The sequence below is a fragment of the Gemmatimonas sp. genome (assembly GCF_021298855.1).
Lineage (GTDB): Bacteria > Gemmatimonadota > Gemmatimonadetes > Gemmatimonadales > Gemmatimonadaceae > Gemmatimonas.
In genome coordinates this window covers 18,446-32,566 of the sequence record NZ_JAJTHI010000032.1, presented here as the reverse complement: position 1 = coordinate 32,566, position 14,121 = coordinate 18,446, and the positions used below count along the sequence as shown (strand labels likewise).

The window sequence follows — 14,121 nt, the reverse complement described above, 5'->3', positions numbered from 1 at the left end:
GGCGGGCGTCATGGCGTAACCACGGCGAGGTACTTGTCGTACCACGCGAGATAGCGGTCGTACCGGTCACGCACGAAGCTCGGCCGCGAGATGCCGTGGAACTGCCCCGGGTACACGATCAGCTGCGTGGGGACACCCAGCGACTTGAGGGCCTGATACATCTGCTCACTGCCGGCAATCGGCACGTTGAAGTCCCTTTCCCCGCCCATGAAGAGCGTGGGCGTCCGGATGCGATCCGCCTTGTAGAAGGGGTAGCTCACCTTTTCCCACACCTTCGGGTTCTTCCACGGGGCACCGAGTTCGTTCTCGTACTGGAAGATGTACTGGTCACTGCCGTACATGCTCGTCTGCAGCGCGCTGCCCGCACCGCTGGTGGCCGCCTTGAACCGCGTGGTGGTGGCAATGGTGTAGTCGGTGAGAATCCCCCCGTAGCTCCACCCGCCGATCCCCAACCGGTTCGGGTCCACGAAGCCAAGCGACAGCACGTGATCCACGCCGGCCAGCAGGTCCTGCACTTCCTTGTTGCCCCAGTCGGCAAAGATGGCCTTCTTCCACGCCTGACCACGTCCACTGCTGCCGCGGTAGTTCACCTGCAGCACCACGTAGCCGTTGGCGGCGAACAGCTCGCGTTCGAACTGGAACAGGTGCTGGTCCTGGCCATTCGGTCCGCCGTGAATGCGCAAGAGCAGCGGATACTTCTTCGTGGCGTCGAAGCCAACGGGCTTGGTGAGCAGTGCCCCCACGGTGAGCCCGTCCCGGTTGCGAAACTGCACGTCCTCGGTGGTGCCCAGCTGCAGCGCCGCGAAGGCGCTGTCGTTCACGTGCGTCAGTGCGCGCAGGGCACCGTTGGCCCACGCAAACACTTCGGCCGAGCGTTGCGCCGTTCCGGTGTTCAACACGGTGCGCCCGCTGGAGGCGACATCGTACGACGTGACTACGCGCCGTCCGTCCGCCAACCGGGTCACCGCGCCCGTGCCGACATCCACCTGGGCGAGGTGCTGGGCACGATCGTCACCCACGAGGAACCGCAGCGACGTGCCATCTGCCGACCAGGACAGTTGACTCACGTCCCGATCGAGCGCGGTCGTCAGCAGGCGCGGCGCACCACCGTCGGCGGAGACCACCGCGATGGTGTTCTGCGTGTACGCCGAGAGTTCGGGCTCACTGGCCTGCAGGTAGGCGATCCGGGTACCATCGGGGCTCCACACCGCACCAGCATCCGGCCCGCGCCACGTGGTCAGCGTGCGCGGCGTGGCGCCGGCCACGGCGTCCACCACGAACAGGTCGCTGTTGTTGGAGCGATCAGGGTCGCCCTCGGTGCGTTCACTCGTGAACACCAACCGTGTGCCATCGGGTGACCAGCGCACCTGGCGATCGTCGAAGTCGCCGCTGGTGATCTGCACCACCTGCTTCGTGGCCACGTGCACCACGTGAATGTGGTCACGGCGGCGATCCAGATAGCCATCGCCGTCGCGCTTGAACGCGTACCGATCGATCACGATGGGCTTGGGGGTGCGCGACCGCAGCGAATCCGGCTTGCCGTCGTCGGGATCCGGATCATGTGACACCAGCGCGATGCGCGTGCCGTCGGGCGACCACTCGTACTCGCTGACCCCACCCTTGAGCTCGGTGAGCCGCACGGCCTCACCGCCGGCGCGATCGAGCAGCCAGATCTGCCCGCCTTTCGACTCGTACCGCCCCGAGACGAACGACAGGTAGCGATTGTCCGGGCTCCAGCGGGGGTTGCTTTCCCCCTCCGGCGAGCCGGCCATCTTGATGGTGCGGGTCCCCTCCCAATTCACCATCCACACATCGCTGTCACTCCGATCCTTCGCCGAGTCCACCGTCACGACGGTGTAGGCGATCCACTGCCCGTCGGGGGAGATGCGGCCGGCGCCTACGTCACGCAGGCGGTAGAGATCGGTGGAGCGCAGGGGGCGGGGGAGCGTCGACGGCGAGGGTGCCTGCCCGTGGGCAATGGTCGGCACGCCCGCGATCGCGAGCGAGGCGAACAGGGCGAGTCCCAGCGAGAGCGAGAGCGTATGGCGCATTGGGGGTTCCGGAAAGGACGGAGAGCGACGACCGGCGGCCGCAACCGTGGCAAAGATATCGCGCACACGGCTGTCCGGGTTCTGCCCATGGCCGGCCACGCCACGTGCCCGTAGCGTTGTCTCATGGCCGCCGACACCCTATTCCGCGCCAGGGGGCTGACCAAGGTCTATGGGACCGGTACCGCCCAAGTCGTGGCGTTGCGCGCCGTCGATCTGGACCTCGTCGCCGGCGAGTTCGTCGTCATCCTCGGGCCCTCGGGGAGCGGGAAGTCCACCCTGCTCAACATCCTCGGCGGCCTCGATGTCCCGAGTGCCGGGGACGTGACTTTCCGCGATCATGTGCTGACCGGCGCCTCTGAAGACGCCCTCACGCAGTATCGCCGCGAGCACGTGGGTTTCGTCTTTCAGTTCTACAATCTCATCCCCGGACTCACGGCGCTCGAGAACGTGCAGCTGGTCACGGACCTCACCCGGAATGACCCGCATGGGCGTGGCGCCGAAGATCCCGCCGAGGCGCTCCGTCTCGTCGGCTTGGGTGACCGGCTCGATTTTTTTCCGGCCCAACTGTCGGGCGGGGAGCAGCAGCGGGTGGCCATTGCCCGCGCCGTGGCCAAACGCCCCGACGTACTCCTGTGTGACGAGCCAACCGGTGCTCTCGACTTCGAGACCGGCAAACTGGTGCTCGATGCCCTGCGCCGGGCCAATCGCGAACTGGGAACCAGCGCGGTGGTGATTACCCACAACGTGGGCATTGCCGCCATGGCCGACCGCGTGCTTCGCATGCGCAGTGGCGCCGTGATCGAAACGTCCGTGAACGCGTCGCCGTGTGAACCGGCGCAACTCTCGTGGTAACGACCGTGTCGCGCCCGCCGCCTCCGTCCAGGATCTCGATGCTCACGCGCAAGGCGTGGCGTGACGTCTGGCATCAGCGCGGCCCCTCCATTGCGATCGCCATCGTGGTCATGGTTGGCGTGGCGAGCTTCGTGGCCATGCAGTCCATGGTGCCGCATCTGCGCGGCTCGCAGCAGCGCTACTACCAACAGGCGCACTTCGCGGATCTGTGGGTGTCGGTCTCGCGGGCTCCCGACGCGCTCGCCGCCGACTTGCGCGCCATCCCCGGTGTGGACGCCGTGGAAACGCGCGTGGCCGAAGATGTGGTGCTCGAGGTGCCCGGACTTCCCGGCCCCGCCACAGGTCGCGTGATGAGTCACCCCGCCGGTCGTGAGCTGGCGGTGAATCGGCTGCGCCTGCGCACCGGGCGGCTCATGTCCTCCCTGCGCGATGACGAGGTCGTGATCAGCGACGGGTTTGCGACGGCCAACGGCCTCGCCACGGGGGACACGCTCGGAGCCGTACTCAACGGGCGCTGGCGCCGTCTCGAGGTGGTGGGCGTTGCCCTCACGCCGGAATACGTCATGGAAGTGCAACCCGGCGCCTTCTTTCCCGACAACCAGCGCTATGGTGTGCTCTGGATTGCCGAGAGGGCTGCCCAAGCCGCCTTCGGACTTCAGGACGCGTGGAACGAGGCCACGCTCACCCTCGACCGGACGACCTCCGAAGCCGCCGTGATCGAGACCGTAGATGCTCTGCTGGCGCGGTACGGCTCACTCGGCGCGCACGGGCGCAACGAGCAGCTCTCCCACCGATACCTGACGGACGAAATCCGACAGGCGGCGGCGTTCGGTACCGCCGCGCCCCTGATCTTTCTCGGGGTCGCCGCCTTCCTCGTGAATCTCGTTCTGGCTCGCGTGGTCGCGGCCCAGCGTGAGCAGATCGGCATGATGAAGGCCTTCGGCATCTCCAACGGGATGTTGATGCGCCATTACGCGCTGATCGCCTTCACGCCGGTGCTGCTCGGTGCCGTCGTCGGCACCGGGCTTGGCCTGTGGTTCGCCGGCGTGCTCGCGGAACTGTATTCGCAGTACTATCGCATGCCCGACGCGACGTTCACCCCGCGTGCGGGTACCATCGCGGTCGCGTTTCTCGTGACCGGTCTTTCGGCGCTGATCGGTACCGTGGGGGCCGTCCGACGGGTCGTACGACTGCCCGCGGCGGAGGCCATGCGGCCGGAGGCACCGCTGCGCTTCCGGCACAGCTGGTTCGACGGGTCGTGGGTGCATCGACGTCTCTCCCCCATGGCACGACTCACCGTACGCAGCATGCTCCGTCGTCCCGCGCGGGCGGCGCTGGCCACCCTGGGCATGGCGCTCGGCGTCGCCGTGGTCATGGTTGGCGGGTACGCGTACGATGCCATTGCGGTCATGCGCGATGTGCATTTCACCGAAATACAGCGGGAAGACGTAGCGGTCACCTTTGCGCGAAGCGAGGGTGACGAGGCACTTCGTGAATTGGCGCACCTGCCCGGGGTGCTCCGGGTGGAGCCACTCTGGTCCCTGCCGGTAACGCTCCGGCACGGTCCCCGCGAACGGCGTGCCGCCATCACGGCACTCACGCCACGAGCCCGGTTGCGGCGCGTGGTGGACGGCGCGCGGCGCGAGAGAACGATACCAGGCGAAGGACTGCTGATGTCCACCGCGCTCGCTGAACTCCTCGCGGTCGGCGCCGGCGATTCGGTGCAGGTGCAGGTGCTGACCGGTGAGCGGCGCGTTCGTACGCTGACGATCGGGGCGCTGGTGAACGATCTGATCGGCACCGGCGTGTGGATGGGGCGGGAGGGGATGGTGCTGCTGGCCGGCGGCACCGCGTACGACGGCGCCGTGCTTGCCGTGGACCCGACGCAAACGGACCGGCTCATCGCGCAGCTGCGGCGCACCCCCGGCGTGGCCAGCGTCGGCGAGCGCGCCGATGTCCTCGCGAGCTTCGACAAGGTGATGCGCGACAGCTTCGGGGTAACGTTGCTCGCCTTGCTAGGGTTCGCCGTCGTGCTCTCCATGGGCGTGGTTTACAACACGGCGCGCATCTCGCTCTCCGAACGGGGGCGAGAGCTTGCCAGCCTTCGCGTGCTCGGATTCTCGCGACAGGAAGTGGCCACCATGCTGTTCGGTGAACTGGCCGTCCTTGGCGTGCTCGCCATACCACTCGGCTTCGCCCTCGGTGCGGCGCTTGCCGCGGCCATGGCAGCCGGCATGAGTTCCGAGCTCTTCCGGCTGCCGTTCACGCTGTCACCGCGTACCTATGGCTGGTCGGTGGTGGTGCTGGTCATTGCCGGCGTGGCCTCCTCTCTCCTGGTGCGACGGCGTCTGGATCACCTCGACCTCGTCGCCGTTTTGAAGACCCGCGAATGACCACGCAACAGCGATCCCCTGGAGGGTGTGCATGGTGAAGAAGCGACGCGTATTGGTGCTCAGCGGTGCGGTGGTGCTTGGCGCCGCGACGTGGTGGTGGGTGCGGCGCCCACCGGTCCTCACCGTCGAGATCGCGCTGGCGAGCGTGGGGCCACTTCGGGTCACGATCGAGGAGACGGGGACCACGCGGGTGCGCGCCCATACCGACGTGAATGCCCCGGTTGGCGGACGCTGGGTCCCGGCCCCTGTGAAGGAAGGCGATGTGGTGAGCGCCGGGACCCGCCTTGGCATACTCTATCCGGCACCGCTGGATGCATCGGCGCGGCAGCAGGCCACGGCGCGCGTGGGAAGTGCGGGCGCGTCCGTCGCCGAGGCCGAGTCGAGGCGGACCGCTGCCCGCACGGCGCTGGAAGAGGCGCGCCGCGCACAGGGCCGCGCCGAGGCGCTGGGCACCGCCGGCGCCATCGCGCCGCAGGATATCGAGCGGGCGCGCGACGCCGTCGTGCTGAGGGAGAGCGACGTCCGGGCCGCTGACGAGCGACTCCGCGTGGCGCGCTATGACCTCACCGTGGCGCGCGCGGCGCTCGAGGGGGCCACCGGTGCCTCCAGCGGCCTCGCCCTGTTCGCGCCCATGAACGGGGCCATCCTGGCCATTGCGGAAGGACACGAGCGTGTCGTGCCGGCGGGAGCACGCCTGCTCGAGATCGGCGAGCCGCGTGACATCGAGGTGGTCGTTCCGCTACTCACCGCCGACGCGCTGCGCGTACAGGAAGGCGCGAGCGCCCACCTGTCCTTCGGCACTGCGGTGTCGGCTTCGGATGGGCAGCGCACCGATACCGTGGCCGGCCGGGTCGTGCGCATCGAACCGTCGGCCTACACCCGCATGTCTGCACTCGGCGTCGAGGAACAGCGCGTCAATGTGGTCGTCAGTGTGCCCGCCACTGCCGTACACGTTGGTGACCGTTTTCGCGCCGATGTCCGGATTACCGTCCGGGAGGCAGCTCGTGTGCTGCGGGTACCGGCGAGCGCACTCACGCGCGATGGCGCAGCATGGAACACCTGGGTGGTTGCGCGCGGCCGAGCCGACCGTCGCCTCGTGCAACTCGGTGAACGGGGAACGGACCAGGTTGAAGTGCGGGCCGGACTCCAGCCAGGGGACACCGTGGTCCTGTTTCCCGGAGACCGATTGCAGGCCGGTGCACGGATTCGCGTGGCCCGAACCACGCCAACGCCGCCCTGACCCCGCCCAGCTGAACGTCACGGTCACGCGGACACCAACCGCGCGCGATACCGCAGGGCGCGTGGCGATTCCTGTCAGGGCTTGGCGGGCGTCACGCGCGGTGCATACAACTCGAGATCGCGCCCCATGAGCAACGTGGCCAGCACGACGCTGGCGCTGATCCAAAACGGGCTCTGCTTGCCGAAGGTATCGAAGGCCACGCCAAGGATCACCGGAAACGCCACGCGGGTGACTCCGCCGAAGGTCTGCTGCACCCCCATGTAGAGGCCACGCTCGGCGCTGCTCACGATGCGCGACAGCATGGCTGTCACACACGGGAACGTGAACGCCGTGCCGAGCGGGAGCATGCCCACCGCCAGCGCCAGCAGGGAGAGGTTGGGCGCGAACGAAAGCCCCACCAGGCCGCTGGCCAGCAGCAACAGGCCGATGCGACTGAGCTGCGGCTCGCCCACCTTGTCCACGAGGCGTCCCAGCATGAGCGCGCGCACCACCACACTCAGCACGCCGATGTACATGAAGAAGTAGCCGATCGTGGCTTCCGTGACGCCGAAGCGGTCGGCAAGAAACAGGGCGAGAATTGCCGTGGTGCCCTGAAAGGCACCGATCGCCAGCGCGTAGATCAGGATGAGTCGTGACGCCGGCTCGCTGGGATGGCTCACCACCCGCATGACCGCTTCGCGCGACCCCTTCGGTTTGGCCTTGGTCCCGTCACCGCCCGGTTTGCGAATCTCGGTCAGGTACTTCGATGCGAAGATCATGTTCACCACACACAACCCGGCAGCCACCAGCCCGGGGGTGTTCTTGCTCCAGAGCTGCACCCACGAACCGATCACCGGACCCAGCGCCACGCCGGCATTGGTGGCCGCGGAAAGCCAGCCAAGACTCTTCGCGCGGTCCTCGGGGCGTGTCGCATCGGCGACGTACGCCTGAATGACGCTTACGGTCCCGCCCCCCGCGCCCTGCACGATGCGGGAGAGAAACAGCAGCCACAGACTGTCCGCGTACGCGAACACCACGTAAGCCACCGCGCTGGCCCCGAGCCCCACCATGAGCGCCGGGCGGCGCCCGTACTTGTCGCTGAAGCGCCCCCACACCGGCGCGCTCAGCAGCTGCGCCACACTGAATGAACTCACCAGCAGCCCGACCACGGCACCGCCCGCACCGAGCGTCTTGGCGTAGAAAGGGAGCAGCGGCAGGATCATCAACAGGCCCAGCATGTCGATGAACGCCGTCACCATCAGGACCGCGAGTTTGCCGAACGCCGACTTGCCGTCGTCGATGGGGTGTTCGTCGGTGTGGGAATGCGGTGCGCTGCGCTGGCTCACGAGGCGGGGTCAGTCGGTCTTGCCAAGAGCGGCCGGGGCCACGCTGCGCCCCACCACACCCGCCAGAGCCACGATGGTCAGCAGGTAGGGGATCATTTCCACGAACTGGCTTGGCACCAGCTGCGCCCCCTGCAGCTGAATCTGCAATGTCTCGGCAGCGGCGAACAGCAGGCAGGCCGCGCCCACGCGGACCGGCTCCCAACGACCGAAGATCACGGCGGCGAGGGCAATGAAGCCGCGGCCCGCCGTCATGCCGTCGGTGAACTGATGCTGGTCGAGCGCCAGATAGGCGCCCCCGAGACTCGCCAGCGCACCGGCCAGGTAGAGCCCCTTCAGGCGCATGGGGTTCACGGCCACGCCCAACGTGGCCGCCGCCTCAGGCTTCTCCCCCACGGCCCGCGCGCGCAGTCCGAACGGCGTGCGATACAGGAGCCAGGCCAGCGCCGGCAGTACAGCCAGACCGATCCAGACGACCGGATTGAGGAAGCTCGCGAACATGGCGTTCCCCACTCCCTCGCCGCCAAAGCCCGGTACGCGCGGGGAGTTGCTCGAACTGTCGAACACCAGGCGCAGGAAGTACCGCGTGCTGGCGGCCACGATAAGGTTGATGGCCACCCCCACCACCACCTGGTTCGCCCGGAACCGAATCGTGGAGACGGCGAGCAGGCTGGTGATGATGCCACCGGCAACGAGCGCGCCCAGCAGCCCGGCCCACGGGCTGTTGCCATAGTAGCTCCCGAGTGCCGCGCCGAAGGCGCCCGACAGCATGAGCCCCTCGAGCCCCAGGGCGATGATCCCCACCCGTTCCGACATCACACCGCCCGCCGCCGCAAGCAGGTAGGGGACGGCAATGCGAATGGTCTGCAGCAGAAAGGCGAGCAGGATCATGCGCCGGCCCTCGTGGCGCCGGACGGGTCTCGGCGGGCCAGCGAGGCCGTGACGCTCGCGGCCGCCGCACGGATCTGCTGCTGCACTTCGGGCACGGCGGTGGCCACCGACAGGATGACGGCCGCGGTGAGAATGTCGGTGAGCTGCTTGGGCACCACGGCGTTCACGGCCAATCCGCCCTGCGAGAGCGTGGCGAACAGCAGCGCCGCCGCGAGAATGCCGAACGGATGATTCCGCCCCACCAGCGCCACGGCAATGCCGAGAAATCCGGCGCCCCCCGCAAACCCTTCTTCGTAGTAGCCCTTGTAGCCCAGCACGAAATTGACGCCGCCCAACCCGGCCAGCGCGCCGGACACGACCAGACTTACGAGCCACACGCGCGGTACCCGAACCCCGCCGTACTCTGCCGCGTCCGGCTGCAAGCCGACGGCGCGCAGTTCATAGCCACGCTGCGTGCGGAAGAGATACCACCAGCTCACCGCGGCGGCGCCAAGGGCAAGCAGCAGCGTGAAGTTGACGGCACTGCCGCGAAACATCGGGAAGGCGTCGGCCAGTCGGGGCACGGTGCCCGCCGCGATATCGGGAGTGCGCAGCGTTTCCGGCAGGTGCAGCTTGGCGGACACGATCCAGTTGAGCAGGGCCAGCACGATGAAGTTGAGCATGATCGTGACGATCACTTCACTGGCGCCGAACCGCGCGCGCAGGGCCCCCGGCACGGCGCCCGTGGCACCGCCCACCAGCATGGCGGCCCCGACGCACAGGGGAACGGCCACAACCGCGGGGGTCGCGGCAGGCAGTACCAGCCCCACCACGGCGGCACCGAATCCGCCGGCCGCGAGCTGTCCCTCGGCCCCCACGTTGAAGAGGCCAGCGCGCCCTGCTACCGCGAACGCCAGACCGGTGCAGGTGAGGGTCGTGGCCTTGTAGAGCACCTGGCCAATGCCATAGGCGTTGCCCCACGTCCCCTTCACGAGCAGCGCCCACACCGCCGCCGGGGATTCGCCGAAGGAGAGAATGAGCAGGTCCCCCAGCACCGCGGCGAGGCCAAGGGCCACCACGGCGGGCAACACGGCCTCCAGCACACGGGCGCCGCGCAACGATGGTGTGGCCGTATCGCTCATGCTGCCGCTCCGGTCATGAAGGGGCCGAGCTGCTCGGCCGTGCAGCCGGCGGCCGGCTGCACCGCCACGAAGCGGCCGCCATACATCACGGCGATGCGATCGGAGAGCGCCAGCACCTCCGGCAGGTCGGCACTCACCAGCAGGATCCCCTTGCCGGCGTCACGCGCCGCGCGCAGCTGTGCGTGGATGAATTCGATGGCGCCCACGTCCACTCCGCGCGTGGGCTGCGCGGCCAGCAGGACGCTGAAGGCGCGTCCCATTTCCCGCGCAATCACGATCTTCTGCTGGTTGCCACCCGAGAGCGCGCGCGCCGGCAGCGTTGCCAGCGGCGGTCGGATATCGAAGCGCTGCACCTGCTCGGCCGCGTGCATGGCGATGCGTGCCTGATCGAGTCCACCGCGGCCGCCGAAGTGATGCTGTCGACCCAGAATGAGGTTGTCCGCGATGGAATAGTCGAGCACCAGCCCTCGCCGATGGCGGTCCTCCGGGATATGCGACAGGCCGCAATCGGCGCGCTCACGCACCGACAGGCGGGTCAGATCGTGCGTCCCCAGGCGCACCTGTCCCGCCTGCGGCTCACGCAGGCCGGCGATGGCCTCGAGCAACTCCGTCTGTCCGTTGCCCTCCACGCCGGCAATCCCCAGGATTTCCCCCGCGCGCAGGTCGAACGACAGGTCGAGCACGGCCGGGGTGCCGCGGTCGCTGCGTACCCGCAGGCCGCGGACCTGCAGCACCGGCTCGGCCGCCGCGCTGCCGGTGGCCGCGGCACCGTGCGCCGAGCTGTCGCGCACGGCGCCAACGGCATCGAGATGCAGGTTCACGTCGCGCCCCACCATCGCGCGCGCAATGTCACGCGGCGTTACCCCCTTCGTGGCAAAGCGCGAGACGGTCGTCCCGGCGCGCATGACGGTGATGTGATCGGACACGGCAACGACTTCATCGAGCTTGTGCGTGATGAGCACCACGGTGCCACCGTCCTCGCGCAGGGTGCGCAACACGCCCCAAAGCTCCTGGACCTCCGGCGGCGACAGGACGGCGGTGGGCTCGTCGAGAATGAGCACGCGCGCTCCGCGATAGAGCGCCTTGAGAATCTCGACGCGCTGTGCCTCACCCACGCTGAGATCGGCAATGCGTGCCCGTGGATCCACGTGCAGTCCGCAGCGGCGGCACAACGCGTCCACCTCGACCACGGCCCGGTGCAGGTCGATCGTCATTCCCTTGAGTGGCTCGCTCCCCAACACCACGTTCTCCGCCACCGTGAGGGTGGGCACGAGCATGAAGTGCTGATGCACCATGCCCACGCCGGCCGCAATCGCCTGGGTGGTCTTCCACCCGGTGACGTTGCGCCCATTCACTTCCACGGTGCCGCCGTCGGGCTGGTACAGTCCCGCCAGCACGCGCATGAGGGTACTCTTGCCGGCGCCGTTCTCGCCCACCAGCGCATGAATTTCGCCGCTCGCCACCTCGAGCGACGCATCCCGGTTGGCCACCACCGCACCGAACGTCTTGATCACGCCGGCCATGCGGATGGCTGGTGTGCCATGGCGTGCGGTACTCATCGCGACTCCGCGCGGCTGGACGGCACGGCGATGCGTCCCGCCACGATGTCCGCGGTGAGCGAATCGAGTCGCGCCCGCACGGCGGGAGGGATCAGCGCGCGATTGTTGTCGTCGTAGATGTACCCCACGCCGCGTTCGGCCAGGCCGAATTGCTGTACGCCCCCGGTAAACGTGCCGTCCTTGACCGATTGCACCGCCGCGACCACCGACGCGTCGATCCCCTTGATCATGCTGGTCAGGATGAAGCCCGGGGCTTCGGTGTACTGATCCGCATCGACCCCGATGGCGAGCTTGCGGGTGGTGCGCGCGGCTTCGAAGACGCCGAGGCCGGTGGAGCCGGAGGCATGGAAGATCACGTTCACGCCCTGGTTGTACATTGCCAACGCCATCTCCTTGCCGCGGCCAGGATTGCGGAACGCTTCGGGGGTGACGCCGGCGTAGTTGGCGATGACCGTGCAGTCGGGGCACACGTGCCGGACGCCCGCGCGATAGCCGGCCTCGAACTTGTGGATGAGGGCGATGTCCATGCCGCCCACGAAGCCCACCTGCTTGCTCTTCCCCACCAGCGCCGCGAGCGCGCCCACGAGGAACGACCCTTCTTCCTCGCGGAACTTGAGCGCGCGCAGGTTGGCCGGCAGCGGCAGCGGGCTGCCGGTGGAATCCAGCGGCACCGACATGTCCACGTTCGCGAAGCGCACGTTGGGATACTCGCGCGCCAGTGCGAGCACGTCGTCGGTGAAGATGAAGCCCACGCCGATCACGAGGTCCATTCCCTCGGCGGCCAGCAGGCGCAGTCCGGCTTCGCGGTCGGATCCTTCGCCGGGCTCGATATACGTCACGCGGGCGCCCAGCTCACGCTCGGCGCGCTCGCCGCCCAGGTAGGCGCCATCGTTGAAGGACTTGTCCCCGCGGCCGCCCACGTCGAATACGATGCCGACATCGAGGCCATCGGTCGTGTCGGCCACCGTGGCACCGGCCGGCCGGATGGTGAGCAGCGCGAGGTGGGCGAGGAGGAGCGCCCCGATCAGAGAGAGGGTGCGGCGCATGGCCCCGAAGGTTCGCCGTCCGGTGCTCCCGCCGGAAGCCCTTGCCACCACGAGAACGGGCCACGGGGGATACCCGTGGCCCGTGCTCGTGGCGCCCAACCGGCGAGGGCGGCCGCCTACTTGATCGGCTTGTACCGGTAGGCGTAGATCTTCTGCCCGGTCGCCTTGAGTTCCACGTTCTTCCGGTCGCCCTTCTTCAAGGCCCCCGTTTCCGCGGTGGCGCTGGCCACCAGGGTGCCGGCTTCATCGAGGAACTCCGCCGTCACCGTGTAGGAACCGGTTGCGGCTACCTGCTCGAGGGCCAGCGTCAGCGTGGCCTGCTCGGCCCCGCGCGAGAAGCCCGCCACCTCCACCTTGACCGGCAGGTTTTCGGCGTACGTCTGGTACTTCACGAGCGAATCGGTCCAGGCCTTCTTCTCGGCCGGCAGCTTGGCCGACTTCCCCATCCCCTGAGACGCATAGGCGAAGAACATCCAGGCGTCGTAGTTGTTGGGGTCCAGTGCCACCAGCTTGCGGCTCGGCTCGAACATGTCCTTGAAGCGATCCTTGCCGTACAGGGAGGCGGCGAAATTGCGCAGGCCGTCACGGCTGTTCGGATTCTTCTTCACCGACGCCTCGAACAGCTTGAGCGCGTCGTCGCTCTTGTTCGCCCGCGTGGCGATCACCCCGCCCACGGCGAGCGTCATGTCGCTCTGCTTGTCGGGATTGGCGAGCATCTCGGCGTACACCTGCCCCATGCTCGCCGTGTCCTTCGACAGCGTGAGCGCTTCGGCCCAGTTGTTGTAGTGGTTCGGCACGTCCGGGCTGTCGGGCGCATTGGCGATGAGCGCCTTGAACGACCCGGCCGCGTCCTTGGCCAAGGCAACCTGGTCGGCGCCCTGGGCACTTCCCGCCAGCTCGAGCTGCGTCATGGCCACGTAGTACATGGAGCCGCTCTTGAGGTCCCGGTACGACGTATCGGTGCCCGCCCGCTCGATGACGTGGCGCCAGTGCATGATGGCCGCCTTCTTGTCGTTCTTCTGGTTGGACACGTTCGCCAGCACATAGTGCGCGTACGGGCCATCGCTCAGCAGCATCGACCGCTTGGCATAGTACTCGGCCGAGTCGAGCTTCCCGGCGCTCGAGGCCGTCAGCGCCGCCTGTGTCTGGGCCAGCCACAGCTCGTTCTGGCGCTGCGCCTTGATGTCGGCTTCGCAGGCCGGCGAGGCGGCAACGATGGCCTTGTAGGCCGCGTCCACCGCCGTCACGAGATCGATCGTTTCCGTGGGGTTGCTGACCAGCCCGATGCTGCTGCGCACCGGCACCGCCGACTGGCCGGGCTCGAGGGCCCACATCTTGTACACTTCACTGAGCATGAAGTGGTAGCCGGTCAGGTTCTTGGCGTACCGCTCCGGCTTGGTGTCGAGCTCCTTCGCCATGGTCGCCAGCAGCTTCTTGCGCTGCTCGGCGTTCTGGGACGACTTGGCCTGCTGGTACGACAGCGACAGCATCGCCAGCTCCTTGGGCTGGTTCACATCGATGTTGCACGACGCCGATACGCCGCCCGGCTGGGCGACGGCCGTCGCGGGGACAGCAGTGGTGAGCGACGCCGCGGCCGCAGCACCAGCGATGAACGTCAAACGCATGACGTCTCCTGAAAGCGAGAG

General features: G+C 68.1%; 10 protein-coding genes. 3 read left to right on the top strand and 7 right to left on the bottom strand.

What is annotated here, in order from left to right; genetic code table 11:
- Positions 1–8: 8 nt before the first annotated feature.
- Entirely contained in the window at positions 9–2,051 is a 2,043-nt protein-coding gene (locus tag LW840_RS10905) for a S9 family peptidase (protein ID WP_291276973.1), read from the bottom strand.
- 123 nt (positions 2,052–2,174) lie between these two features.
- Here LW840_RS10905 and LW840_RS10900 point away from each other — a divergent pair, with 123 nt between their 5' ends.
- Genes LW840_RS10900 through LW840_RS10890 form a run of 3 tightly spaced genes read left to right on the top strand, consistent with a single transcriptional unit; the run spans position 2,175 to position 6,536 of the window.
- Complete coding sequence (locus LW840_RS10900) at positions 2,175–2,903, top strand: ABC transporter ATP-binding protein (protein WP_291260184.1); 729 nt, start codon at positions 2,175–2,177, stop codon at positions 2,901–2,903.
- A gap of 38 nt (positions 2,904–2,941) precedes the next feature.
- Positions 2,942–5,296: an ABC transporter permease gene (locus tag LW840_RS10895; protein WP_291268828.1), complete on the top strand. Its 2,355-nt coding sequence runs from the start codon at positions 2,942–2,944 to the stop codon at positions 5,294–5,296.
- A 31-nt stretch (positions 5,297–5,327) separates the two neighbouring features.
- Positions 5,328–6,536: an HlyD family efflux transporter periplasmic adaptor subunit gene (locus LW840_RS10890; RefSeq protein WP_291276972.1), complete on the top strand. Its 1,209-nt coding sequence runs from the start codon at positions 5,328–5,330 to the stop codon at positions 6,534–6,536.
- Positions 6,537–6,610: 74 nt separating this feature from the next.
- Here LW840_RS10890 and LW840_RS10885 read toward each other — a convergent pair whose 3' ends face one another.
- The 6 genes from LW840_RS10885 to LW840_RS10860 all read right to left on the bottom strand — a co-directional run bounded on the left by LW840_RS10885 (position 6,611) and on the right by LW840_RS10860 (position 14,100).
- Entirely contained in the window at positions 6,611–7,861 is a 1,251-nt protein-coding gene (locus tag LW840_RS10885) for an MFS transporter (protein ID WP_291260181.1), read from the bottom strand.
- A 9-nt stretch (positions 7,862–7,870) separates the two neighbouring features.
- Entirely contained in the window at positions 7,871–8,749 is an 879-nt protein-coding gene (locus LW840_RS10880; RefSeq protein ID WP_291260180.1) for an ABC transporter permease, read from the bottom strand.
- Positions 8,746–9,870, bottom strand: coding sequence for an ABC transporter permease (locus LW840_RS10875; protein ID WP_291260179.1), 1,125 nt, complete (start codon positions 9,868–9,870; stop codon positions 8,746–8,748). Before LW840_RS10875 ends, LW840_RS10880 begins: the two co-directional genes overlap by 4 nt.
- Positions 9,867–11,429, bottom strand: coding sequence for an ABC transporter ATP-binding protein (locus LW840_RS10870; protein ID WP_291276971.1), 1,563 nt, complete (start codon positions 11,427–11,429; stop codon positions 9,867–9,869). Before LW840_RS10870 ends, LW840_RS10875 begins: the two co-directional genes overlap by 4 nt.
- Positions 11,426–12,475 (bottom strand): BMP family ABC transporter substrate-binding protein, encoded by a 1,050-nt coding sequence (locus tag LW840_RS10865; protein ID WP_291268830.1) that lies wholly within the window; start codon positions 12,473–12,475, stop codon positions 11,426–11,428. The genes LW840_RS10870 and LW840_RS10865 overlap by 4 nt, the downstream gene beginning before the upstream one ends.
- 116 nt (positions 12,476–12,591) lie before the next feature.
- Entirely contained in the window at positions 12,592–14,100 is a 1,509-nt protein-coding gene (locus tag LW840_RS10860; RefSeq protein WP_291266362.1) for a hypothetical protein, read from the bottom strand.
- Positions 14,101–14,121: the final 21 nt, after the last annotated feature.